The following is a 25,124-nucleotide window of genomic DNA, read 5'->3' as shown; positions in this document are numbered from 1 at the left end:
GAGTCGAAAGGAGTTTTCATGCCAGTTGTCGTCGTCGAATCCCCGGCCAAGGCCAAGACCATCAACAAGTACCTGGGGTCCGACTACACGGTTCTGGCGTCCTACGGCCATGTCCGCGACCTGCCCGCCAAGGACGGCTCGGTCGACCCCGAGAACGGCTTCGACATGACATGGGAGATCGGCGCTGACAGCCGCAAGCACGTCAAGGCCATTGCCGACGCGCTCAAGGACGACAACGCCCTGATCCTCGCCACCGACCCCGACCGCGAAGGCGAGGCGATCAGCTGGCACCTCGAGGAAGCGCTGCGCAAGCGCAAGGCCCTCAAGAAGGACACGCCGGTCAGCCGCGTGGTCTTCAACGCCATCACCAAGTCCGCCGTCACCGAGGCGATGAAGAACCCCCGCGAGGTCGACGCACCGCTGGTCGAGGCCTACCTCGCCCGCCGCGCGCTCGACTACCTCGTGGGCTTCAACCTTTCGCCCGTGCTCTGGCGCAAACTGCCCGGCGCCCGCTCGGCCGGTCGGGTACAATCGGTCTGCCTCCGCCTCATCGTCGAGCGCGAGATGGAGATCGAGGCGTTCCAGCCCCGCGAATACTGGTCGGTCAAGGCCCTCCTCGCCACGCCCCGCGGCAAGGAATTCGAGGCGCGGCTGGTCAGCTGGGCCGGCAAGAAGCTCGACCGCTACGACATCCCCGACCAGACCCAGGCCGAACTGGCGGTCCAGGCCATCACCAGCCGCGACCTGACGATCTCGGGCGTCGAGGCCAAGCCCACCTCGCGCAACCCGTCGGCCCCCTTCATGACCTCCACGCTGCAGCAGGAGGCCAGCCGCAAGTTCGGCATGGGCGCCCGCCAGACCATGAGCGCGGCCCAACGGCTCTACGAGGCTGGCCTCATCACCTACATGCGGACCGACGGCATCGACATGGCCCCCGAGGCCGTGCACGCCGCCCGCGACGCCATCGCCGATCGCTACGGCGCCGAGTATGTCCCCGACAGCCCGCGCATGTACAAGAACAAGGCCAAGAACGCGCAGGAAGCGCACGAGTGCATCCGGCCCACCGACATGACGCGCGACGCCAGCCAGGTGAAGATTTCCGACGCCGACCAGCGCAAGCTCTACGACCTGATCTGGAAACGCACGCTGGCCTGCCAGATGGCCGCCGCCCGGCTCGAACGCACCACGGTCGAGATCGAAAGCGCCGATGGCCAGGTGGGCCTCCGCGCCACCGGCCAGGTCGTGCTCTTCGACGGCTTCCTCAAGGTCTACGAGGAAGGCCGCGACGACACCGGGTCGGAGGATGACGACGACAATCGCCTGCCCCAGATCGACCAGGGCGACAAGGCCGAGAAGCGCGGCGTCACCCCCGAACAGCACTTCACCCAGCCCCCGCCCCGCTATACCGAGGCGACACTGGTGAAGAAGATGGAAGAACTGGGCATCGGCCGCCCCTCCACCTATGCCTCGATCGTCACCACGATCCAGGACCGCGAATATGTCCGCAAGGACAAGAACCGCCTCATCCCCGAGGACAAGGGCCGCATCGTCACGATCTTCCTGCTGAACTTCTTCCGCAAATACGTGGGTTACGAGTTCACCGCCAATCTCGAGGAAGAGCTCGATGTGATCAGCGCGGGCGATGCCGACTACAAGAAGGTGCTGGCCGAGTTCTGGCGCGACTTCTCGGCGGCCATCGCCGAAACCTCCGAGCTGCGCACCGCCGAGGTGATCGACAAGCTCGACGAGGCGCTCGCGCCCATGCTCTACCCGCCCCGCGACGACGGCACCGACCCGCGCGCCTGCCCGCTCTGCGGCGAGGGGCAGCTGCACCTCAAACCCTCCCGCTCGGGCGGCTTCGTGGGCTGCTCGCGCTACCCCGAATGCCGCTACACCCGCCCGATCTCGGGCGACGCGGGCGAGGCGGGCGACCGTGTGCTGGGCGAAGACAATGGCGACGAGATCAGCCTGCGCTCGGGCCGCTTCGGGCCTTACGTCCAGCGCGGCGAAGTCACCGAGGACAACAAGAAACCGCCCCGCGCCAGCCTCCCCAAGGGCTGGAGCCCCGACGACATGACGCTCGAGAAGGCCCTGACCCTTCTCAGCTTGCCCAGGGAGGTCGGCCCCCACCCCGACGACGGCGAACCGGTCGAGGCCGGCATCGGCCGCTACGGGCCTTACGTCAAGCACGGCCGCCTCTACGCCAACCTCAAGGAGGTCGAGGAGGTCTTCACCATCGGCATGAACCGCGCGGTCGAGGTGCTGGCCCAGAAGGCCGCCAGCCGCGGCCAGGGCCGCGCCGCCGCCAAGCCGCTCAAGGAGCTGGGCGAACACCCCGAAAGCGGCGGTCCGGTGAACGTGATGGATGGCCGCTACGGGCCCTACGTCAAGTGGGACAAGGTCAATGCCACCCTGCCCAAGGGCACAGAGCCCGATGACGTCACCATGGAAATGGCCGTCGAACTCATCGCCGAGAAGGCCGCCAAGAAGGGCAAGGGCAAAGGCAAGGCGCCCGCCAAGAAGAAAGCCCCGGCCAAGAAGGCCGCCGCCGGGAAATAGCCCTATATCGATGCACCCGGCACGCAGCCGCCCCGTTTTCGGGGCGGCTCACGCGCTTGTGACGGCCCGTTGGCTTCCGCGCCGCGCGGGGCCGTGGCACATCTGCCCGAAACACCCTCGAGCAGAAGGAGCACGCAAGATGCCCCGCCACACCCTCACCCGCCGCACCCTGGTCCTTTCGGGCATCGCCACGACCATCGTCACCCCTGCCCTCGCGCAGGAGCAGGAGCAACTCCCGGCCGAACCCGGCGTGCGCCGCAACATCTCGTCGTTCGAGCAGAAGGACTGGCGCGACCATTTCGACCCTGGCGCGCCGGCCTACATCATCGCCGACACCGTCTCGCGCGCACTCCACTACTGGAACGGCGCGGGCGAGGATTACCGCATCTACCCCACTTCCGTGCCGATGACCGACGAATTGACCAAGCGCGGCTTCACCGAGATCGTGCGCAAGAAGGTCGGCCCCGACTGGACCCCGACCCCCAGCATGGTCGAACGCAACCCCGATCTGAAATACATGCCGCCGGGTCCCGACAACCCGCTCGGCACCCACGCCATGTATCTCGACTGGCCCGCCTACCTGATCCACGGCACCCACGACACCCGCAAGATCGGCCGCCGCTCCTCGGACGGCTGCATCGGGCTCTACAACGAGATGATCGAAGAGCTCTACGGCATCTCCCCGGTGGGCACGAAGGTGCGGATCATCTGACGCAGGTCTGATACCCGCCCCGGGCCTGACCCGGGGCCTCGGGTGCCGCGAGTGGCGGACACGGAAACGAGCACCCCTTCCCTCTCGGCCAGACACACGCCCGGAATCAAGCCGCGCCATGGCGTGGCGCCGGGCGAGCGCCTCCCCACGGGCTGGCGCTCGCCCGGCGGAGCAAACCAAGTGCGTACCTCTATTACGTAGAAACCCTATTCCACCCCCTCTTCCGGGCCCAGCCGTTGACTCTCTCCCGCCCGCTCCGTCATATCGGGGCCGAATGACAGGAGGGTTCATTTCATGAGCAAGATCTACGGGTCCGCCGCCGACGCGCTGGACGGGCTTCTCCAAGACGGGATGCTGATCGCCGCGGGCGGCTTCGGCCTGTGCGGCATCCCCGAACTGCTGATCGACGCCATCCAGAAATCCGGCGTCAAGGATCTCACCGTTGCCTCGAACAACGCGGGCGTCGATGATTTCGGCCTCGGCCTGCTGCTGCAGACGCGGCAGGTCAAGAAGATGATGTCGTCCTACGTGGGCGAGAACAAGGAATTCATGCGCCAGTACCTCGGCGGCGAGCTCGAGCTCGAATTCAACCCGCAAGGTACCCTGGCCGAGCGCATGCGCGCCGGCGGCGCCGGCATCCCCGGCTTCTACACCAAGACCGGCGTCGGCACCCAGATCGCCGAGGGCAAGGAGCACAAGGATTTCGACGGCGAAACCTACATCCTCGAACGCGGCATCTTCGCGGACATCTCCATCGTCAAGGCATGGAAGGCGGATGAAACGGGCAACTGCATCTTCCGCAAGACCGCCCGCAACTTCAACCCGCCGGCGGCGATGTGCGGCAAGACCTGCATCATGGAAGTGGAAGAGATCGTCAAACCCGGCGAGCTCGACCCCGATCACATCCACCTGCCGGGCATCTACGTGCACCGCCTGATCCAGGGCGAGCACGAGAAGCGCATCGAACAACGTACCGTGAGGGAGGCCTGATCATGCCCTGGGATCGCAATCAGATGGCGGCACGCGCCGCACAGGAGCTGGAAGACGGCACCTATGTCAATCTCGGCATCGGCATCCCCACGCTCGTGCCGAACTACATTCCCGAAGGCGTCCACGTGACGCTGCAATCGGAAAACGGCATGCTGGGCATGGGCCCCTTCCCGGTGGCGGGCTCGGAAGACCCCGACCTGATCAACGCCGGCAAGCAGACCATCACCGAACTGCCGCACACCTCGTACTTCGACAGCGCCATGAGCTTCGGCATGATCCGCGGCGGCAAGATCGCCATGGCGATCCTCGGCGCCATGGAAGTAGCCGAGAACGGTGACCTCGCGAACTGGATGATCCCCGGCAAGCTGGTCAAGGGCATGGGCGGCGCGATGGACCTCGTCGCCGGCGTGCGCCGCGTGATCGTGGTCATGGACCACACCAACAAGGCGGGCGAGACGAAGCTCCTGAAGGAGTGCACCCTGCCGCTCACCGGCACCGGGGTGGTCAACCGGATCATCACCAACCTCGGCGTGCTCGACGTGACCGAGGGCGGCCTGACCATCGTGGAATGCGCCCCCGACGTCACCCGCGAGGAGATCATCGAGAAGACCGAGGCGACAATCGTCTGAAACGAAACGGGCGCCCCGGGCTTGGCCCGGGGCGCGTCGTACACCTACTTCACCGCCAGGTTCAGCGCGCAGGCGTCGGTGATCAGCTCGGGCCGCGTCTTGCACAGCCCCCCGGCCACCTGGAAGGCCGCCAGCACCTTGGGCACGTAATCCCGCGTCTCGCTGTAGGGCGGCACGCCCTCATGGCGCTTCACGGCGTTCTCTCCCGCGTTGTACCCGGCCAGCGCCAGCACGGCATCGCCCCCGAACTCCTTCAGCAGCCAGTCGAGATAGGCGACCCCGCCCTTGATGTTCTGATCGCTCGACAGGCTGTCCGTCACCCCGAACCGCGTCGCGGTATCGGGCATGAGCTGCATCAGCCCCTGCGCGCCCTTGTGGCTCTCCGCGGTACTGCGCCCGCCCGACTCCACCGAGATCACCGCCAGCACCAGCGCCGGCGACACGTCCGTCCCGATCGTCGCCCGCAATATGTTGGCCCCCTGGGCCGAGGCGATGTTCTGCAGCGCCTGCAGCCGCGGCCCGGCGACCTTTACCCCGCCCGGCCCGTCCTCGAGGCTGGCAAAGGCGCTCCGCAGCCGCAGGGCGGGGTCCTCGGCCAGCCCGGGCGGTACCTTGCTCCAGAACCAGTCATACCGCCCAGAGGCCGCGGCGGCGCTCTGCGTGCCGCTCTCCTTCTCCTCGGGCTTCGGCTTCGACGGTTTCGCGACCACCTGGTCGCCCGGCTCGATCTGCACGTTGATCCGTTTCTTGGTGCCGGGCTTGGGCGGTTTCGACATCTTGAAGGTGAAATCGGGATAGGGCGGCGGGCTGTCCGCGGAACCGGGCATCGCACCGCACAGGCCAAGGCCCAGCGCCGCCGCGCATATAATATAGGGTTTCACTGCACTGCCTCGTTCTTTTTGCGAGACCCTATCTCAAAAATGGATTTGTTTCACGGCTTTTGTGCCCGCCACAGAAACGGAAACAGGTACGATTTCCGCCCAAAAGCCGGGAAATCCACCTCTGCAAGACAAATTTTTAACTTTTAAATCGTTCTATTTCAGATAGTTAACCCCCATCAAGCCAAAAAAATTCCGATTCACAAAATGCTACCAAAGCCGCCCAAATCCTGCCCGATTCCACTGGCTATATCTGCTCATACCGCAACGGCAGCGGGCCTTAGAGAGAGGCGGCCCACAGAAAGCTGAAACGGTTACGAACAACTGAAACCCAAGTGATCCTTTGGAGGGACCAACCATGATCAAGTTCATCAAAAAATTCCGCAACGACGAAGAAGGTGCCGTGACTGTTGACTGGGTCGTTCTGACCGCAGCTGTTGTCGGCCTGGGCGTTGCCGGCGTGTCGACCGTCTCCGGCGGTGTGAACACCCTGGCCAGCTCGATCCAGACGGGCGTTTCCGGCAAGTCGGTTTCGAACGGCGACTAATAGGCGCCTTCGCCTGACGACATGCACGTGGCCGCGAAGTTCCGATTTCGCGGCCATTTGCTTTTCTACGAGGGCACGCGTCGCGTGGTCACCGGGCCTCGGCCCATCCCTTGATCTGACACAGGATCCGGACCGCCGTCGCAATGCGAACGGCCGGCCGGTCGACAAGACACGAGAGCGAGCCCGACATGAAACTCCCCAGCAGTATCCGCCGCATGATCAAGACCCACCTCCGCGAAGAGGACGGCTCCGCCAACGCCGAATGGGTGGTCATCGTCGCCAGCGTCGTGGGCCTGGCCGCCGTATCGACCGCCAGCATCAGCGGCGCGATCGACGTCCTGTCGAGCGATATCGGCACCTCCGTCTCGGGCAAGCAGGTCACTGCCGAAAGCTGACCCCGGCCCGCCGCGCCGGCCTGCCGGCGGCACCGCGCAGGCCCGATCGCGGGCGGAACAATCGTCAAACCGCCACCGGCCTTCCCTTCTTTCGCCATATTGCCGCGTCAGAACATCTGCCGGAAAACCGGCCCGAGAGGGGCCGCACGAAGAGCAGTCCATCGAAAGGATAAGGCCATGCGTTTGGTTTTCGGACTCGTCCTCATACTCGGCCTCGGCCTTGCCGGCTTTGCCGTCTACATGGCCAAGAGCTATATCCAGCGGTACCAGGCCGAGCTGGCCCACGAGCGGTCGAACCGCGACCCCGGCATCGACACGGTCGAGATCTATGTCGCCACCAAGAAACTGAAATACGGGCAGGAGCTCAACCTCGACGACGTCCGTCTCACCCCCTTCCCGGCCATGTCGCTGCCCGAAGGCGTGTTCGAGACGGAAGAGGCGCTCTTCCCCAAGGGCGAGGCCGAGCCGCGCACCGTCCTGCGCTCGATCGAACCCAACGAGGCGATCCTCACCGTCAAGGTGACCGGCCCCGGCGAAGAGGCCGGCATCACCTCGCAGCTCGAACGCGGCATGCGCGCCTTTGCCATCAACGTCGACGTCACCAGCGGCGTCTCGGGCTTCCTGCGCCCCGGCGACCGCGTCGACATCTACTGGACCGGTCAGTCCGCCACCTCCGGCACCCAGCTCGAGGGCCGCGGCGCCAAGGACGTGACCAAGCTGATCGAGACCAACGTCAAGCTGATCGCCGTCGACCAGGAGGCCAACGCCGACACCACCGAGGCGACCATCGCCCGCACCGTCACCGTGTCGGCCCGCCCGCAACAGGTGGCCGCGCTGGCACAGGCCCAATCGACCGGGCGTCTCTCCCTGTCGCTGGTTGGCGCCGAGGACGATTCCATCGCCGACGCGATCGAGGTCGATCAGCGCAGCCTGCTCGGCATCGAGGAACAGGTGGTCGAAAGCGCCCCCGTCCAGCAGGAGGTCTGCACCATTCGCACCCGGCGCGGCGGCGAAGTGATCGAGACCCCGATCCCCTGCACGAACTGACCCGGTTTTCCCGACGAGACATCCAAAGGCGCCGCCCCCCGCGGCGCCTTTTCGCATTCCCGCGCACAGGAAAAGGGTTTCATTCGCGCAACGATCCCGCAAAAACTTCATCAAAGCCGGGCCGAAAGTCATTGATTCTTGCAAAAATTTCGGAATTAGCACATCCTGACGGAAATGCGGGCGCCAAGACCCGCTTCTCGAGGCGTGATCGGAAAGGCAGGTCACATGACAATTACGCGCTTTTTCAAGGCCGCCCTGGCGGGGCTGGTTTTGGCGTACGGGCCGATTGCAGGCGCGGCCATGGCCGAGTCGCTCCAGGTCGTCCGCAAGGGAACCGGACGAGACCTCAGCATCACCATGAACCAGGCGGTCGTGGTCGAAAGCGACGTGCCCTTCGCGGAACTCAGCATCGCCAACCCGGCCATCGCCGACTTCTCGACCCTGTCCGACCGCACGATCTACGTGCTTGGCAAGTCGCCGGGCCGCACCACCCTGACCCTGCTCGACGCTACCGGCCGCCTCATCACCAATGTCGAGGTCCGCGTCAGCGCCGACATCTCCGAATTCAAGGAACGGCTCCGCCAGGTCCTGCCGGGCGAGGCGATCGAGGTCCGCTCTGCCAATGACGGCATCGTGCTCTCGGGCACGGTCAGCAGCACCACCCGCATGGACCGCGCCCTCGAACTGGCCCAGCGCTACGCGCCCGAACGCGTCTCGAACCTCATGTCGGTCGCCGGCAAGCACCAGGTCATGCTCAAGGTCCGCTTCGCCGAGATGCAGCGCAGCGTCTCCAAGGCGCTCGGCACATCGCTCTCGATCGACGGGCGCAACAATTCCGGCCTCGGCGTCATCGGCGGCACCAACACCACCAACACCCAAGGGGCCGTGCTCAACACCCTCGCCGGCGCCATCCCCTCGGTCCAGAGCAACAACGGCGCCATCGCCTTCGGCTTCGACATCGGCTCGACCGAGGTCGGCATCCTGCTCGAGGCGCTGGAAACCAAGGGCGTCGTCCGCACGCTGGCCGAACCGAACCTCACCGCCCTGTCAGGGCAGGAGGCCAAGTTCCTTGCCGGCGGCGAATACCCGATCCCGGTGGCCCAGGAAAACGGCGTTACCACGATCGAGTTCAAGCCCTTCGGCGTCGAGCTCAACTTCATTCCGCGCGTCGTCGATGACGGGGTGATCAACCTCGAACTGGCGGCCGCCGTCTCCTCGATCGACGCCGCCAACGCGCTTGTCGTCGACGGGCTGACCGTCAATGCCTTCCGCCGCCGCGACACCTCCACCACCGTCGCCATGCGCGACGGGCAAAGCTTCGCCATCGCCGGCCTTTTGCAGGACGACTTCCGCGACAACAGCGGCCAGGTGCCCTGGATCGGCGACGTGCCGGTGCTCGGCGCGCTCTTCCGCAGCGCCGATTACCAGCGCGCCCAGACCGAACTGGTGATCATCGTCTCGGCCCATCTCGTGACGCCCACCACGGGCGAGGCGCTGGCCCTGCCCACCGACCGCGTGCGCATCCCCAGCGAACGCGAACTGTTCCTCGACGGCCGCGTCGCCCGCGACATCCCCGAGAACAGCCCGGCAGGCGAAGTCGCCCGGCAGGATTTCAACGGCTCCTACGGCTACGTAATGGACTAGGCGAGAGGACAGCGCCATGAAACGACCCCTCATTGCGACAACGGCCCTTCTGGCGCTGACCGCGTGCTCCTACCCCACCGAAGTGCTCCGGTCCTACTCGGAATCGGGCTCCATCACCGATGGCGGCACTTTCGGCAATTCCACCATGAACAACACCCAGGTCATGACCGGCGAAAAGCATTACGCCGTCGATCTGTCGCGCCGCTTCGCCAGCGAGGTCGGCAACACGGTGAACTTCGCCTTCAACTCGGCCCGGCTCGACGCCACCGCCGTCAACGTGCTGCGCCGCCAGGCCCATTTCATCCGCCAGTTTCCCGAGGTTCGCTTCCGGGTCTACGGCCACACCGACCTCGTGGGCTCCCCCTCCTACAACAAGAGCCTCGGGCTCCGCCGGGCCCAGGCGGTGGTGAACTTCTTCGCCAGCCAGGGCATCAGCCGCTCGCGCCTCGAGGCCGTGGCGTCCTTCGGCGAAACCCAGCCCGTCGTCATGACCCAGGGCCGCGAGCGCCGCAACCGCCGCACCGTCACCGAGGTCAGCGGCTTCGTGGCCTCCCACCCGATCATCATGGACGGCAAGTATGCCGAGGTCGTCTACCGCGAATATGTCGAAAGCGCCACGTCCCCGACAACACTGCAGATCGTCGGCAACGAGTTGGCGGGCGCCGCCGAATAGGCGCCCTTCGGGGCCGCCACACCGGAATCTCCCTGTCCGGCAACTGCCGGGCCACCTGAAGAAGCCCGCCACAATGGCGGGCTTTTTTTGTCTACCGCTTCCGCACAATTGGAGTTTTTTGGCCCAAATGTTGCCCAGATTTTCGGCGAAGTTCCCACCATAACGAGTTCCCCGGGACGTGATCGGGGGCGGCGCTGCGAGGGGCGCAGGGGCGCACCGATGCGCCGCAGATTGATGAATGGGACCCGGAATGACGAGTAGTGAGAGCAGCAATACGGACCAGATACCGCTTGTCGCCTGCACGGTCAGCCGAGATGTGCAGAACTTCGACCTGCTCATCGAGGACATGGAAGCCGCGCTGGGCGAAGCCTGGGGCGATCTGAACATCAACGAGGCGCTGGCCTTCTTCGGTCAGCCCGAGGCCGCCGGAATCGAGTTCGCCGCCGTCGCGATCGACGATTCCGACGAGGACGACATCCCGCTGCTCAGCGAAATCATCACCATGGCAAGCGCCCGCGGCATCCGCGTCATCCTCATCGCCGAGGATGTCAGCCCCGCCGTCCTGCACCAGCTCCTGCGCCAGGGCGCCGACGAATTCGTGCCCTACCCCCTTCCCGAGGGCGAGCTCGAGGCGGCGATCGAACGCATCCGCCGGCGCGAGGAACAGGCCACCGTCGAAGGCACCCCCTTCGCCGCCGGCAACACGCCCGGCGACGGCGTCCTGCTCGCCGTCCAGGGCCTTGCAGGCGGTACCGGCGCCACCACGATGGCCGTCAACCTTGCCTGGGAACTGGCCACCGTCGACAAGAACGACCCGCCGCGCGTCTGCCTGCTCGATTTCGGGCTTCAGACCGGCTCCACCGCCACCTATCTCGACCTGCCCCGCCGCGACGCGGTGTTCGAGATGTGGTCCGACACCGAATCGATGGACGAAGACATCTTCAAGCAGTCGCTGATCGCCTTCGAGGACAAGCTCTGGGTGCTCACCGCGCCCACCGACATGCTGCCCCTCGACATGATCACGCCCGAGGATGTGGGCCGCGTGCTCGAATTCGCCCGCTCGAAATTCGACTACGTGATCGTCGACATGCCCGCCACCCTCGTGCAGTGGACGGAAACCGTGCTCAATGCCGCGCAGATCTACTTCGTGACGCTCGAGCTCGACATGCGCTCGGCACAGAACGCCCTGCGCCTCAAACGCGCGCTCCGCTCCGAGGACCTGCCGGTCGAGAAGCTTCGCTTCTGCCTGAACCGCTCGCCCAAGTTCACCGATCTCAACGGCAAGAGCCGCGTCAAGCGCATGGCCGAAAGCCTCGAGATCAGCATCGAGGTCCAGCTGCCCGATGGCGGCCGCGTCGTCACCCAGGCCGGGGATCACGGCACGCCGCTCGCCCATTCGGCGGCCAAGAACCCGCTGCGCAAGGAAATCGCCAAACTGGCCGCCTCCCTGCACGAAATCGGCAAGCCCGACGCCGAGGAAGCGGCTTGAAAAGGTAGTTAACACATGTTCTCTCGTTACAAGAAATCGGGCGCCGCGCCCGAACAGGCCGCCAAGGTCAAGACCCCGGTCGAGATGCCCAAGCCGCAGCAGGCCGAGGCGCCCAAGCCCACTTCGCTGCGCCGGCCCTCGCCCACGCAGGCGGCCGCGCCCTCGCCGATCGACAAGGACCGCAAGCGCAAGGAGCGGCTGGCCGAGATCAAGCTCGACCTGCACCGTTCCCTGCTCGACAACCTCAACCTCGCGGCGCTCGACACCGCCACCGAATCCGACCTCCGCGCCGAGATCAGCTCGATCGCGGCCGAGGTGCTGGAAGAGCGCTCGATCGTCCTCAACCGCGAAGACCGTTCCACCCTCACGCAAGAGCTCTACGACGAGGTCAAGGGCCTCGGCCCGCTCGAAACCCTGCTCAAGGACGACACCGTCAACGACATCCTCGTCAACGGCCCGCACCAGATCTTCGTCGAGCGCGACGGCAAGCTCTCGCTCTCCGACGTCACCTTCAAGGATGAAAAACACCTCCTGCGGATCATCGACAAGATCGTCTCCGCCGTGGGCCGCCGCGTGGACGAATCCAACCCTTACGTCGACGCCCGCCTCGCCGACGGCTCGCGCTTCAACGCCATGGTGCCGCCCATCGCGGTCGACGGCAGCCTTGTCTCGATCCGGAAATTCAAGAAAGACAAGCTCGGTATCGACGATCTCGTCCGCTTCGGCGCCTTTTCCGAGGAAATGGCCGCCTACCTCCAGGCCGCTGTCGCCACCCGGCTCAACGTCATCGTCTCGGGCGGTACGGGCTCGGGTAAGACGACCACGCTCAACGCGCTCTCGTCTTTCATCGACAACTCCGAACGCATCCTCACCATCGAGGACACCGCCGAACTTCAGCTCCAGCAGACGCATGTCGGCCGTATGGAAAGCCGCCCCCCCAACGTCGAGGGCAAGGGCGAGGTCTCGCCCCGCGACTGTCTCAAGAACGCCCTGCGGATGCGCCCCGACCGCATCATCGTCGGCGAGACGCGCGGCGAGGAAGTGATCGACATGCTGCAGGCCATGAACACCGGCCACGACGGCTCGATGACCACGATCCACGCCAACAACGCCCGCGACGGCATCTCGCGGCTCGAGAACATGGTCGCCATGGCCGGCATCGAGATGCCGCTCAAGGCCGTCCGCAGCCAGATCGCCAGCGCCGTGAACCTCATCGTGCAGGCCTCGCGCCTCCAGGACGGCTCGCGCCGCATGGTCTCGATCACCGAGATCACCGGCATGGAAGGCGATGTCATCTCCATGCAGGAAATCTTCCGCTTCCAGCGCACCGGCCTGACCCCCGACAACAAGATCATCGGGCATTTCACCGGCACCGGCGTGCGCTCGAACTTCTCGGAACGCTTCCGCCTGTGGGGCTACGACCTGCCCCCCAGCATCTATGAACCCGTCGCGGCAGAGTAACGCACATGAGCCTCAGTATCGAACCCATCATCTACGGCCTGATCTTCTTCGGCGTGCTCGTCCTCGTCGAGGGCATCTACCTGACCGTCTTCGGCAAATCGATCAGCCTCAACAGCCGCGTCAACCGCCGGCTCGACATGCTCGACAAGATGGGCAACCGCGAGCAGGTGATGGAGAAACTCCGCAAGGAGATGACCCAGCACCTCAAGGCGCGCAACATCCCGATCTACGCGATCCTGTCCTCCAAGGCGCAGAAGGCGGCCATCGCCTTCACCCCGAAACAGCTCATCATGCTGATGGGCGCGGTGTCGGTCGTGGCCTTCGCCGGGCTTACCGTCGGCACCGATACCGAGGTGCCGGTCCGCGCCGCGGTCTCCATCGGCATCGGCATCGGCGGCGTCTTCGTCTGGATCAACTCCAAGGCCTCCAAGCGCATGCAGCTGCTCGAGGAACAGCTCCCCGACGCGATCGAACTCATGGTCCGCAGCTTGCGTGTCGGCCACCCCTTTTCGTCGGCCATCTCCATCGTCGCCAACGAGGTCTCCGACCCGCTCGCCACCGAGTTCGGCATCATCGCCGACGAAAGCGCCTATGGCCGCGACGTGGGCGAGGCGCTGAAAGACATGGCCGAACGGCTCGAAATGCAGGATCTCCGCTTCCTCGCCGTCGCCGTCACCATCCAGCAGCAATCGGGCGGCAACCTGGCCGAGATCCTCGACGGTCTCGCCAAGGTGATCCGCGCCCGCTTCCGCCTGTTCCGCCGCGTCAAGGCCATCACCGCCGAGGCGCAGTGGTCCGGCAACTTCCTGTCGGCCTTCCCGATCCTCGCCCTTGTGGGCATCCAGATGGTCAAGCCCGACTATTACGACGAAGCGATGACCCACCCGCTCTTTATCCCGGCCTGTATCGCCGTGGGCGGGTTCCTCGTGACGAACATCTTCGTCATGCGGTCGCTCGTGAACATCAAGGTCTGAGGCCATGCTCGATCAACTCACCGGAACCCTCACCGATCAGCTCGGCCCCTTCGGCCCGCTGATTGCCGTCGGCACGCTCGGCGTGGTCCTGATCCTGATCTGCATCCCGATCCTGATCAAACAGTCCCAGGACCCGCTCGAAAAGCTGAAGAAGGCCAACAATTCCGGCAAGGCCCCCGACTCCGGCAAGGATCGCCTGCGCGCCAAGTCGCGCAACGAGAAGCTGGAGAAATACGCCACCTTCCTCGAACCGCAGGACGAGAAGGCGCTCAGCAAGATGCGCCTGACGCTGATGCAGGCCGGCTACCGCGACCGCGACGCCGTGCGCTACTTCCACTTCGCCCAGTTCGCCCTCGGCCTCGGCGGTCTGGTGCTCGGCGTGATCTACTTCGTCTTCTTCGTCTCCAACGATGAAACCACCACCCAGCAGACGCTGATGTACACGCTCGGGCCGGGCGGCGTGGGCTACATGCTGCCCAAGTACTGGGTCACCAAGCGCCTGCAACAGCGCCAGGAAGAGATCGAACAGGGCTTTCCCGACAGTCTCGACATGATGCTCACCTGCGTCGAGGCGGGCCAGTCGATGGACCAGGCGATCGTCCGCGTCGCCCGCGAGATCCAAGCCTCCTACCCGGCGCTGGCCCAGGAATACGAGATCGTCTCGCAACAGATGAAAGCCGGCCGCGACAAGCCCTCCGTGCTCAGCGACATGGCCGAACGCTGCGGCGTCCAGGACATCTCCAGCTTCGTCACCGTGCTGATCCAGTCGCAGACCTTCGGCACCTCGATCGCCGACGCCCTGCGGGTCTACGCCAGCGAGATGCGTGACAAACGGGTCATGCGCGCCGAGGAAAAGGCCAACAAGCTGCCGACGAAGATGACATTGTCCACGATGATGTTTACAGTGCCCCCACTACTGATCATCCTTGTCGGGCCGTCGGTTCTGGGCATCATGGAACTGTTCACGATGGCGGGCAAGTAACCACAACGCCGAAATGGCGGGGCAGACATGATACGGGCACGGGCAGTTTTCCTGACCTGCATCGCCCTTGCTGCATGCAGCGAGGGCGTTTCGCGTGACAACCCCTTCGCGCCGGGCATCAAGTCCGGTGCCGAAGCCGTCGACGGCATGCTCGTCGGGCACCGGCTGATGGATGCGGGCGAATACGAACTGGCCATCGACGCCTATTCCCGCGCCGCCCTCCAGCAGGGCATGACCGCCGAGGTGCTCTCCGGCATCGGCACCGCAAACCTCAAGCTCAGCCGCCTGCACACCGCCGAACGCCTGCTCCGCCAGGCGCTCGACAAGGACGAGCGCAGCCCGGAAATCTGGAACAATCTGGGCGTCGTGCTGATGGAACGTGGCGAAATTGCGGAAGCGGAACAGGTCTTCCGCCGCGCCTACGCCCTCGATAATGGCCAAAGTGACTCAATTCGCGACAATTTGCGGTTAGCACTCGAAAAATCCGAAATTTCCGAGTACACTCCCGAGGAAGAACAAGATTACAAATTGGTACGGCGGGGCACCAGCGACTACCTGATCCGCAAGATACCATGACGAGGCAAGGGCAGTAAAAGGACGCAAAAATGCGCCAACTGATGATCATGAGCGTATGCGCTGTCAGCGCATTTGCGCTTTCCGCATGCGACAAGAAGTCAGGCACCGATGTCGACCGCGCCTTCCAGGGCGTCAACGTGGTCGACGAAACCAACCTCAACGACGTTATGCTCTCCGTGGCCGACCCGAACGAGGCCGTCTCCTATTTCCAGCGCGCCACCGGCGAACAGCCCGAACGGCTGGAACTGTCGCGCGGCCTTGCCAAGTCGCTCGTGCGCGCCAAGCGCTCGACCGAGGCCGTCTCGGCATGGAAGACCGTGGCCGAACACCCCGAGGCCACCGACGAGGATCGCGTCGATTTTGCCGACGCCCTCATCCGCAACAACGACTGGGAGCGCGCCGAGCAGGTGCTCGACCGCATCCCGCCGACCTTCGAAAGCTTCAAGCGCTACCGGCTCGAGGCCATGGTCGCCGACAGCAACCAGGAATGGCAGAAAGCCGACAGCTTCTACGAAACCGCCATCGGCCTGACCACCCGCCCCGCCGGGGTGATGAACAACTGGGGCTATTCCAAGCTGACCCGCGGCGACTATGCCGGGGCCGAACGCCTCTTCACCGATGCCATCCGGCAGGACAAGACGCTCTTCACCGCCAAGAACAACCTCGTCCTCGCCCGCGGCGCGCAGAAGAACTATTCCCTGCCCGTGGTCGACACCTCCCAGACCGAACGGGCGCAGCTCCTCTACACGCTGGCGCTCTCGGCCATCAAGCAGGGCGACACCACCATCGGCAAGGGCCTCCTGCGCGACGCCATCGACACCCATCCCCAGCATTTCGAGGCCGCCGCGCGGTCTCTTGCCGCGCTCGAGGCCAACGTGAGCAACTAGATGGCCCTCGCGATCTCGCCATCCGAGGCGCTCTGGTTCCTGCCCTTCGTCGTCCCGCTCTGCCTCTGGGTGATGTGGAGCGACCTGTCCGCCATGCGCATCCCCAACCTATCGGTGCTGGCGCTGGCGGCGGTCTTCCTCGTGGTCGGCCTCATCGCCCTGCCCTGGGCCGATTACCCCTGGCGCCTGCTGACCATGGTGGTGGTGCTGGTGCTGATGTTCGGCGCCAACGTCATAGGCCTGATGGGCGCGGGCGACAGCAAGTTCATCGCCGCCGCCGCCCCCTTCATCGACCCGGGCGACGTGGGCCCGCTCTGCCTGATCTTCGCGGCGAACCTGCTGGCCTGCTTCGTCACCCACCGCATCGCCAAGCACACCGCGCTCCGCCGCCTCGCCCCCGACTGGACAAGCTGGGACCGCGGCCGCAAGTTCCCCATGGGCTTTGCCCTCGGCGCCACGCTCATCGTCTACCTCGCCCTCGGCGCGGCCTACGGAACCTGACGCCCGGCCATCCGCGCCGCGATGCCCACACCACGCCCGCCCGCTTCCACATTTTCACCGTTTTTCCCCCCGATATTGCCCCCGACCGGAACCGACAACAGGGGCAGACTCCAATGAACATGCAGGCATCCCAGGGCGTCCAGCCACCCCCGCCCCCCAAGGGGCTGGAGGACATGCAACTCCCCGTCGTGATGATGCGCGACATCCTGATCAAGACGATGTTCCGCAAGAACCTCGACCTCGTCAGCGACCTGGCCGAAGCCATCTGCCTGCCCCGCGCCGTCACCCAGGAACTGATGGACATGGCCCGCTCCCAGTCGATGGTCGAGGCGATGGGCACGCTCAGCGCCACCGCCGGCTCCGAAATGGGCTACCAGCTCACCGACAGCGGCAAGGCCCGTGCCCTCGACGCGCTCTCGCAATCGGAATATTTCGGCGCCATGCCCGTGCCCCTCGCCGTCTACGGCGAACAGGTCAAGCGCCAGTCGATCCGCAACATCCAGATCACGCGCGAGGAACTGGTCCAGTCCATGGGCCACCTCGTCCTGCCCAACAGCCTGCTCGACTATCTCGGGCCCGCCGTCTCGGCCGGCCGCTCGATCCTGATGTACGGGCCGCCGGGCAACGGTAAGTCCTCGATCTCCAACGGCATCCGCGACGCGATGGGCGACAAGATCTACGTCCCCCGCGCCATCGAGTACGCGGGCCAGGTGATCACCGTCTACGACCCGATCGTCCATTCCAAGGCCGAGGTCGAAACCGACGACCCGAAGAGCCTCCGCCGCCGCCGCACATGGGACACCCGCTACGTCCGCTGCGAACGCCCCACCGTGGTCACCGGCGGCGAGCTGTCGCTGTCGATGCTCGACCTCGTCTACAACCCCACGGCCCGCACCTACCAGGCGCCGCTGCAGCTCAAATCCTCCGGTGGCATCTTCATCGTCGACGACCTCGGCCGCCAGGCCGAACCGCCGCAGGCGCTGGTCAACCGCTGGATCGTGCCGCTCGAGGAATCGAAAGACATCCTCGCCCTGCAATCGGGCGAGAAATTCGAGGTGCCCTTCGACACGCTGGTGATCTTCTCGACCAACTTCCACCCCAACGAGATCTTCGACCAGGCCGCGCTCCGCCGGATCTTCTTCAAGATCAAGATCGACGGGCCCAGCCAGGCCGACTTCCTCAAGATCTTCGCCATGGTCGCCAAGAAGAAGCAGATGCCGCTCGACGAGGCCTCGCTCCTGCACCTGCTCAAGAAGAAATACCCGACGATCAAGAACATCTACGCCAACTACCAGCCGGTCTTCCTCATCGACCAGATGATCGCCACCTGCGAATTCGAGGGCATCCCCTACCAGATGACCCCCGAACTGATCGACCGCGCCTGGGCCAACATGTTCGTCGCGGACGAGAAGATCGTGAAGTGACGGCCGGATAGCCGACCGCTTCACTCCCCCGGAACCGCGAGGCCGCCCGCAAGGGCGGACGAGCAGAACGGCGCGAGACGGCCCGAAAGGGCCGGCGAGCAAACACCCCTCGCCCTCGCCCCCCCGCCGGTCTAGATACCGGGGCATGACCACCCTGCCCCCGCTCTTCATCGACTGGTTCGCCGCCCGCGGCTGGCACATCCACCCGCACCAGCAGGCCATGCTCGACCGCGCCGACGCCCCGGCGCAGCTCCTCATCGCCCCCACCGGCGGCGGCAAGACGCTGGCGGGCTTCCTGCCCACGCTGGTCGACCTTGCCACGACCGATCACGACGGCCTCCACACCCTCTACATCTCCCCCCTCAAGGCGCTGGCCGCCGACATAAAGCGCAACCTCACCACCCCGGTCAGCGAGATGGGCCTGCCCATCCGCATCGACGACCGCACCGGCGACACGCCGTCGTCGCGCAAGAAACGCCAGCGCGCCGACCCGCCCCATATCCTGCTCACCACCCCCGAAAGCCTCGCCCTCCTCACCTCCTACGAGGACGCCCACAGAACCTTCGCCGGCCTCAAACGCGTGGTCATCGACGAAATCCACGCTCTGGCCGAGTCGAAACGCGGCGACCAGCTCATGCTCGCCCTCTCCCGCCTGCAGGCCCTCTGCCCGAACCTCCGGCGCGTCGGCCTGTCGGCCACCGTCGAAGACCCCGCCGCCATCGCCCGCCTCCTCGCCTGCCACCCCGACCCCTGCGACATCCTCCAGGCCGACCCCGGCCCCGAACCCGACATCGCCATGCTCACCACCGAGGAACGGCCCCCCTGGGCCGGCGGCGGCGCCGCCTACGCCATCCCCGCCGTCCTCGACCAGGTCCGCCGCCACCGCACCACGCTCATCTTCCACAACACCCGCGCGCAGGCGGAAATCTTCTTCCACAACCTCTGGCTCGCGAACGAGGAAAGCCTGCCCATCGGCATCCACCACGGCTCCCTCGATCGGGTCCAGCGCGAACGGGTCGAGGCCGCCATGCAACAGGGCCTCCTCCGCGCCATCGTCTGCACCGGCTCGCTCGACCTCGGCATCGACTGGGGCGATGTCGATCTCGTCATCCAGGTCGGCGCGCCCAAGAACGTCAAACGCCTCGTCCAGCGCATCGGCCGGGCCAACCACAATTACAACGCTCCCTCCAAGGCCCTCCTCGTGCCCGCCAACCGCTTCGAAGTCGTCGAATGCCAGGCCGCCCTGCAAGCCGTCCGCGACCACGACCTCGACGGCGAACCGCGCGGCCGCGGCCCCCAGGACGTGCTCTGCCAACACATCCTGATCCGCGCCTGCTCCGGCCCCTTCTCGGCCTCCGACCTCTACGCCGAGGTCACCACCGCCGGCGGCTATGCCGATCTCACCCGCGACGAATTCGACGCCTGCCTCAACTTCTGCGCCACCGGCGGCTACGCGCTCCGCGCCTACGACCAATGGCAGCGCCTCAAGCAGACCGACGGCCTCTGGCACCTCCGCGACCCGCGCAGCGCCCGCCTCATCCGCATGAATATCGGCACCATCCAGGACACCGACCTCCTCAAGGTCCGCATGCAACGCTCCCGCGGCGGCAAACCCCTGGGCGAGGTCGAGGAAGCCTTCGCCGCCTCCCTCACCCCCGGCGACACCTTCCTCATCGGCGGCGAGATCGTCCGCTACGAGGGCTTGCGTGAAATGACCGTCGAGGTCAGCCGCGACCGCGGCCGCCAGCCCAAGATCGCCGTCTTCGGCGGCACCAAGTTCGCCACCTCCACCCAGCTCAGCCAGCGCATCCTTTCGCTCCTGAACGGCGGCGACTGGTCCTCGCTCCCCGCCCACACCGCCGACTGGCTCCGCCTGCAGGCCGAGATGTCCCGCTTGCCCAAATCCGGCGAGCTGCTGATCGAAAGCTTCCCCCACGAGGGCCGCGAACACGCCTGCATCTACGGCTTCGCCGGCCGCAACGCCCAGCAGACCCTCGGCCTCATCCTCACCAAGCGGATGGAGGAACTGGGCCTTCACCCCCTCGGCTTCGTCTCCACCGATTACGCCACCCTCATCTGGGGCCTCGACCCGCTCACCGACCCGGGCCCGCTCTTCGAGCTTTCCGCCCTCCGCGACGGGCTCGACCGCTGGCTCGCCGGCAACCAGCTCATGAAACGTACCTTCCGCGCCTCGGCCACCATCGCCGGCCTCATCCAGCGCAACACGCCGTCCGCCAAGAAATCCGGCCGCCAGGCCACCTTCTCCTCCGACATCCTCTACGACACGCTGGCCAAGTACGACCCCGACCACCTCCTTCTGCAGATCACCCGCACCGAGGCCATGCGCGGCCTGATCGATTTCGGCCGCATCGAGGAAATGATCACCCGCATCGACGGCCGCATCGACCTGCTCCGCCTGCCCCGCGTCACCCCCTTTGCCGCCCCCCTCTTCCTCGAACACGGCCGCATGCCCGTCGAAGGCGCGGCACAGGAACGCCTGCTGGCCGAGGAAACCGAGCGGCTCATGGCCGCCGCCGGCCTCTCCACCTGAATTTCCGTGCGCAGGGCCTTGAAATCGCCCCCTTTCCAAGCGAAGAACAATGCATGAACGGGCATGATTTCTCCCTCGCAGGCGCGCCGCTCGTGGCGCTCGGCTCCGGCGCGCTCTACTGGCCCGCCGAGGGGCTGCTCTGCATCTCCGACCTGCACTTGGGCAAGGCCGAACGCCGCGCCCGGCTGGGCGACGGCTACCTGCCCCCCTACGAAACCCAGGATACCCTCTCCCGCCTCGAGGACGATCTCCGCCTGACCGAGGCCACCACCGTCATCTGCCTCGGCGACAGCTTCGACGACCGCGCCGCGGCGGATGCGCTGCGCGACGAGGAAAAACTCTGGATCGCAGCTCTCCAAGCCGGCCGCCGCTGGGTCTGGATCGAGGGCAATCACGATCCCGGCCCCGTGGAACTCGGCGGCACCCACCTCGCAGAGCTTCCCCTCCCGCCCCTCACCTTCCGCCACATCGCCAAACCCGGCCAAAGCGGCGAGATTTCAGGCCATTACCACCCGAAAACCACCCTGCGCACCCGCGGCCGCGCCATCACCCGCCCCGCCTTCCTGATCGACGCCGACCGCGTGATCATGCCCGCCTACGGCACCTATACAGGGGGCCTGCGCAGCAACGACCGCGCCTTCGCCCCCCTCATGCGCGACGAGGCCATCGCCGTGCTGACCGGCCCCGTGCCCCACGCCGTGCCCCTGCCCCGCTGAAACCCGTTCCCCTTCCCGCGCCGCCCCGCTACCCTGCGAAGCGAACAGGAAAGGCTCGCCATGACCCCGCAAATGGAAGAGAAAATCCGCCAAAGCTTCGCCAAGCAGTCGATGATGACCACCCTCGGCGCCCGCCTCGGCCATCTCGAAACCGGCGCCATCGAGGTCGAGGCCCCCATCCTCCCCGGCAGCCTCCAGCAACAGGGCTTCGCCCATGCCGGCCTCACCTTCGCCATCGGCGATTCCGCCGCCGGCTACTCGGCCCTCTCGGTCATGCCCGACGACGCCGAAATCCTCACCACCGAGCTCAAGATCAACCTCCTGGCCCCCGGCCAGGGCGAGAAGCTCATCGCCCGCGGCAAGGTCATCAAACCCGGCCGCCGGCTGGTCATCGTGCAATCGGATGTCTACGCCGTGCAGGACGGGAAAGAGACGCACATCGCCATGCTCATGGGCACCACGATCGCGGTGAAGCCCGCCGCCTGACATCGCGCGGAATCAAGGGCGTAAGCCCGCCGCGCGAGCGCCTGCCCGTCCCCACGGGCTGGCGCTTTTGCGGTCGTCACGCCACGCTGGAATGTCGGATGTGCTTGGCCACCATAAAGTACCAACTCCAAGCGTGGGCAGCGCCACCCCACGGGCAGGCCCTCGCGCGTCTCCGCACCGTAGGGTGGGTGCCAACCCACCTAACACCCTCATACAAAAAAAACGCCCCGGAACCCCCGGGGCGCCCTTCATTCAAAAACCCGACAAATTAGGCCGTCAGCCCCTCCGGCTCCGGCACCCCGTTCGCCCGGCAACAGGCCGTCACGGTATTGGCCAGCAAACAGGCGATCGTCATCGGCCCGACACCGCCCGGCACAGGCGTGATCGCCCCCGCCCGCTCCGAGGCCGACGCGAACTCCACGTCACCCACGAGCCGCGTCTTGCCCTCGCCCTTCTCCGGTGCATCGATCCGGTTGATGCCCACATCGATCACCGTGGCGCCTTCCTTGATCCAGTCACCCGGCACCATCTCCGGCCGGCCCACCGCGGCCACCACGATATCCGCCCGGCGCACCACCTCGGGCAAATCCTTCGTCCGCGAATGCGCGATCGTCACGGTGCAGCTATCGCCCAGCAGAAGCTGCGCCATCGGCTTGCCCACGATATTCGACCGCCCGATCACGACCGCATCCATCCCCGACAGGCTCCCGTGATGCTCCCGCAGCATCATCAGGCAGCCCAGCGGCGTGCAGGGCACCATGCTCTTCTGCCCGGTCCCCAGCAGCCCGACGTTCGAAATGTGAAACCCGTCCACATCCTTCTCGGGGCTAATCGAGTTGATCACCAGGTCCTCGTCAAGGTGCTTCGGCAGCGGCAATTGCACAAGGATCCCATGCACGTCCGGGTCGTTGTTCAACTGGTCGATCAACGCCAGCAGGTCCTTCTCCGACGTGCCGGCGTCCAGCTTGTGCTCATAGGAGTTCATCCCCGCCTCGACGGTCTTCTCACCCTTCGAGCGCACGTAGACCTGGCTCGCCGGGTCCTCGCCCACCAGGACCACCGCCAAGCCCGGCGTGATCCCGTGCTCGTCTTTCAGTTTCGCGACATGCGCCGCGACTTTTTCCCGAACCTTCGCGCTGAAGGCTTTCCCGTCGATGATCTGAGCGGTCATTTATCCATCCCTGACAAAATGGTGGGTTCCACCCACCCTACGACCTGACCGTAGGGTGGGTGTCAACCCACCAACCTCTTAAAACAACCCTTCGATCTCGCCCGCGTCGTTCAGCCGGATGTTCTCGGCCGCAGGCTTCGAGGGCAGGCCCGGCATCGTCATGATCTCACCGCAGACCACCACGACGAACCCGGCCCCCGCCGACAGCCGCACTTCGCGCACCGGCACGGAATGCCCCACCGGCGCCCCGCGCAGGTTCGGATCGGTCGAGAAGCTGTACTGCGTCTTGGCCATGCAGACCGGCAGGTTGCCGTATCCCTGCTCTTCCCACAGCTTCAGCTGGTCGCGGATCTTCTTGTCGGCCAGAACCTCGTCGGCGCGATAGATGCGCTTGGCGATGGTCTCGATCTTCTCGAAAAGCGGCATGCTGTCGGGGTAGAGCGGGCCGAAATTCGCGTTCCCGGCATCGACCACCTCGACCACCTTCTTCGCCAGGTCTTCCGAGCCTTTCGACCCGTCCGCCCAGTGCCGCGAGACAACCGCCTCGGCGCCATGCTCCTTGACGTAATCCTTCACCGCCTGGATCTCGGCCTCGGTGTCGTTGACGAAGTGGTTGATCGCCACCACCACCGGCACGCCGAAGGATTTGACGTTCTCGATATGCCGGCCAAGGTTCGGGCAGCCCTTCTTGACGGCCTCCACGTTCTCGGCGCCAAGGTCGGCCTTGGCCACGCCGCCGTTCATCTTCATCGCCCGCACCGTGGCGACCAGAACCACCGCCGACGGCGCCAGTCCGGCCTTGCGGCACTTGATGTTCATGAACTTCTCGGCGCCAAGGTCGGCACCGAAGCCGGCCTCCGTCACCACGTAATCCGAGATCTTCAGCGCGGTCGTCGTCGCGATGACCGAGTTGCAGCCATGCGCGATGTTGGCGAACGGGCCGCCATGCACGAAGGCGGGGTTGTTCTCCAGCGTCTGCACCAGGTTCGGCTGCATCGCGTCCTTCAGCAGGACGGTCATGGCCCCTTCCGCCTTGATGTCGCGGCAGTAGACCGGCGTGCGATCCCGGCGATAGGCCACGATCATCGCGCCCAGCCGCTCCTCGAGATCCTTGAGGTTCGAGGCAAGGCACAGGATCGCCATGACCTCCGACGCCACGGTGATGTCGAACCCGTCCTCGCGGGCGAACCCGTTGGCCACCCCGCCAAGGCTCGACGTGATCTGCCGCAGGCTGCGGTCGTTCATGTCGACCACGCGCCGCCACGTCACCCGGCGGGTGTCGATATCGGCCGCGTTGCCCCAGTAGATGTGGTTGTCGATCATCGCCGACAGCAGGCTGTGCGCGCTGGTGATCGCGTGGAAATCGCCGGTGAAGTGAAGGTTCATGTCCTCCATCGGCACCACCTGCGCGTACCCACCGCCGGCGGCGCCGCCCTTCATCCCGAAGTTCGGGCCGAGGCTCGCCTCGCGGATACAGATCATCGCCTTCTTGCCGATCCGGTTCAGCCCGTCGCCCAGGCCCACGGTCGTCGTTGTCTTGCCCTCGCCCGCCGGCGTCGGGTTGATCGCGGTCACCAGGATCAGCTTGCCGGTCCCGTTCTTCTGGACCGAGTCGATATACTCCTGGCTCACCTTCGCCTTGTCATGGCCATAGGGCAGCAGGTGGTCGGACGGGATGCCCAGCTTGTCGCCGATCTCCTGGATCGGCTTCTTCTTGGCTTCGCGGGCAATCTCGATGTCGGATTTGTGGCTCATGTCTGGTCCTCTGGTGGCCGCAGGCGGCGGAGTCTCTCGGTGCGGTCAATACAGAACCCCGCAAAACAAGCGAATTG

23 protein-coding genes are annotated in these 25,124 nt (G+C 65.7%); 20 read left to right on the top strand and 3 right to left on the bottom strand.

The genetic code is table 11. The annotated features are described in order from the left end of the window. Window positions 1-18 precede the first annotated feature (18 nt). The 4 genes from topA to QUV18_RS21805 all read left to right on the top strand — a co-directional run bounded on the left by topA (window position 19) and on the right by QUV18_RS21805 (window position 4,890). A complete protein-coding gene (topA, locus tag QUV18_RS21820) occupies window positions 19-2,559 on the top strand; it encodes a type I DNA topoisomerase (RefSeq protein WP_300896276.1) in 2,541 nt (846 codons plus the stop codon). A gap of 139 nt (window positions 2,560-2,698) precedes the next feature. Beyond that, a complete protein-coding gene (locus tag QUV18_RS21815; protein WP_300896275.1) occupies window positions 2,699-3,271 on the top strand; it encodes a L,D-transpeptidase in 573 nt (190 codons plus the stop codon). Between the two features lie 294 nt (window positions 3,272-3,565). Further along, complete coding sequence (locus tag QUV18_RS21810) at window positions 3,566-4,261, top strand: CoA transferase subunit A (protein ID WP_300896274.1); 696 nt, start codon at window positions 3,566-3,568, stop codon at window positions 4,259-4,261. A gap of 2 nt (window positions 4,262-4,263) precedes the next feature. Further along, the gene (locus QUV18_RS21805) at window positions 4,264-4,890 is read left to right on the top strand and encodes a CoA transferase subunit B (protein ID WP_300896273.1); all 627 of its coding nucleotides are present in this window, start codon (window positions 4,264-4,266) and stop codon (window positions 4,888-4,890) included. A 44-nt stretch (window positions 4,891-4,934) separates the two neighbouring features. Here the strand turns inward: QUV18_RS21805 and QUV18_RS21800 are convergent, their stop codons facing one another. Then, the gene (locus QUV18_RS21800) at window positions 4,935-5,717 is read right to left on the bottom strand and encodes a lytic transglycosylase domain-containing protein (protein WP_300896354.1); all 783 of its coding nucleotides are present in this window, start codon (window positions 5,715-5,717) and stop codon (window positions 4,935-4,937) included. Between the two features lie 409 nt (window positions 5,718-6,126). Here QUV18_RS21800 and QUV18_RS21795 point away from each other — a divergent pair, with 409 nt between their 5' ends. From QUV18_RS21795 to QUV18_RS21720, 16 genes are all read left to right on the top strand, one after another. Further along, window positions 6,127-6,315: a hypothetical protein gene (locus QUV18_RS21795; RefSeq protein WP_300896272.1), complete on the top strand. Its 189-nt coding sequence runs from the start codon at window positions 6,127-6,129 to the stop codon at window positions 6,313-6,315. Between the two features lie 188 nt (window positions 6,316-6,503). Then, a complete protein-coding gene (locus QUV18_RS21790) occupies window positions 6,504-6,710 on the top strand; it encodes a hypothetical protein (RefSeq protein ID WP_300896271.1) in 207 nt (68 codons plus the stop codon). Window positions 6,711-6,887: 177 nt separating this feature from the next. Further along, the gene (cpaB, locus tag QUV18_RS21785; RefSeq protein ID WP_300896270.1) at window positions 6,888-7,757 is read left to right on the top strand and encodes a Flp pilus assembly protein CpaB; all 870 of its coding nucleotides are present in this window, start codon (window positions 6,888-6,890) and stop codon (window positions 7,755-7,757) included. Window positions 7,758-7,982: 225 nt separating this feature from the next. Further along, a complete protein-coding gene (locus QUV18_RS21780) occupies window positions 7,983-9,401 on the top strand; it encodes a type II and III secretion system protein family protein (protein WP_300896269.1) in 1,419 nt (472 codons plus the stop codon). A 16-nt stretch (window positions 9,402-9,417) separates the two neighbouring features. Further along, a complete protein-coding gene (locus tag QUV18_RS21775) occupies window positions 9,418-10,074 on the top strand; it encodes an OmpA family protein (RefSeq protein WP_300896268.1) in 657 nt (218 codons plus the stop codon). Window positions 10,075-10,324: 250 nt separating this feature from the next. Continuing rightward, the gene (locus tag QUV18_RS21770; protein ID WP_300896267.1) at window positions 10,325-11,563 is read left to right on the top strand and encodes an AAA family ATPase; all 1,239 of its coding nucleotides are present in this window, start codon (window positions 10,325-10,327) and stop codon (window positions 11,561-11,563) included. A gap of 15 nt (window positions 11,564-11,578) precedes the next feature. After that, a complete protein-coding gene (locus QUV18_RS21765) occupies window positions 11,579-13,024 on the top strand; it encodes a CpaF family protein (protein WP_300896266.1) in 1,446 nt (481 codons plus the stop codon). 5 nt (window positions 13,025-13,029) lie between these two features. After that, window positions 13,030-13,998, top strand: a complete 969-nt coding sequence (locus tag QUV18_RS21760; protein ID WP_300896265.1) for a type II secretion system F family protein — start codon at window positions 13,030-13,032, stop codon at window positions 13,996-13,998. Window positions 13,999-14,002: 4 nt separating this feature from the next. Continuing rightward, window positions 14,003-14,980, top strand: a complete 978-nt coding sequence (locus QUV18_RS21755; RefSeq protein ID WP_300896264.1) for a type II secretion system F family protein — start codon at window positions 14,003-14,005, stop codon at window positions 14,978-14,980. A 27-nt stretch (window positions 14,981-15,007) separates the two neighbouring features. Beyond that, entirely contained in the window at window positions 15,008-15,556 is a 549-nt protein-coding gene (locus tag QUV18_RS21750; protein WP_300896263.1) for a tetratricopeptide repeat protein, read from the top strand. 29 nt (window positions 15,557-15,585) lie between these two features. Further along, window positions 15,586-16,443: a tetratricopeptide repeat protein gene (locus tag QUV18_RS21745; RefSeq protein ID WP_300896262.1), complete on the top strand. Its 858-nt coding sequence runs from the start codon at window positions 15,586-15,588 to the stop codon at window positions 16,441-16,443. Further along, a complete protein-coding gene (locus QUV18_RS21740; RefSeq protein ID WP_300896261.1) occupies window positions 16,444-16,944 on the top strand; it encodes a prepilin peptidase in 501 nt (166 codons plus the stop codon). Window positions 16,945-17,057: 113 nt separating this feature from the next. After that, the gene (locus tag QUV18_RS21735; protein WP_300896260.1) at window positions 17,058-18,368 is read left to right on the top strand and encodes an ATPase; all 1,311 of its coding nucleotides are present in this window, start codon (window positions 17,058-17,060) and stop codon (window positions 18,366-18,368) included. A gap of 145 nt (window positions 18,369-18,513) precedes the next feature. After that, on the top strand, window positions 18,514-20,919 hold the full coding sequence (locus QUV18_RS21730; RefSeq protein WP_300896259.1) for a ligase-associated DNA damage response DEXH box helicase: 2,406 nt from the start codon (window positions 18,514-18,516) through the stop codon (window positions 20,917-20,919). Window positions 20,920-20,972: 53 nt separating this feature from the next. Further along, complete coding sequence (gene pdeM / locus QUV18_RS21725) at window positions 20,973-21,635, top strand: ligase-associated DNA damage response endonuclease PdeM (RefSeq protein ID WP_300896258.1); 663 nt, start codon at window positions 20,973-20,975, stop codon at window positions 21,633-21,635. Between the two features lie 60 nt (window positions 21,636-21,695). Continuing rightward, window positions 21,696-22,121, top strand: coding sequence for a PaaI family thioesterase (locus QUV18_RS21720; RefSeq protein WP_300896257.1), 426 nt, complete (start codon window positions 21,696-21,698; stop codon window positions 22,119-22,121). A gap of 268 nt (window positions 22,122-22,389) precedes the next feature. Here the strand turns inward: QUV18_RS21720 and folD are convergent, their stop codons facing one another. After that, complete coding sequence (gene folD, locus QUV18_RS21715) at window positions 22,390-23,292, bottom strand: bifunctional methylenetetrahydrofolate dehydrogenase/methenyltetrahydrofolate cyclohydrolase FolD (RefSeq protein ID WP_300896256.1); 903 nt, start codon at window positions 23,290-23,292, stop codon at window positions 22,390-22,392. A gap of 78 nt (window positions 23,293-23,370) precedes the next feature. After that, window positions 23,371-25,047: a formate--tetrahydrofolate ligase gene (locus tag QUV18_RS21710; protein WP_300896255.1), complete on the bottom strand. Its 1,677-nt coding sequence runs from the start codon at window positions 25,045-25,047 to the stop codon at window positions 23,371-23,373. Between the last annotated feature and the right edge of the window lie 77 nt (window positions 25,048-25,124).

This window comes from Roseovarius sp. (assembly GCF_030373445.1).
In the GTDB taxonomy this organism is placed as follows: domain Bacteria; phylum Pseudomonadota; class Alphaproteobacteria; order Rhodobacterales; family Rhodobacteraceae; genus Roseovarius.
The sequence above is the reverse complement of the archived record's forward strand: the minus strand, read 5'-3'. Positions and strand labels throughout refer to the sequence as shown.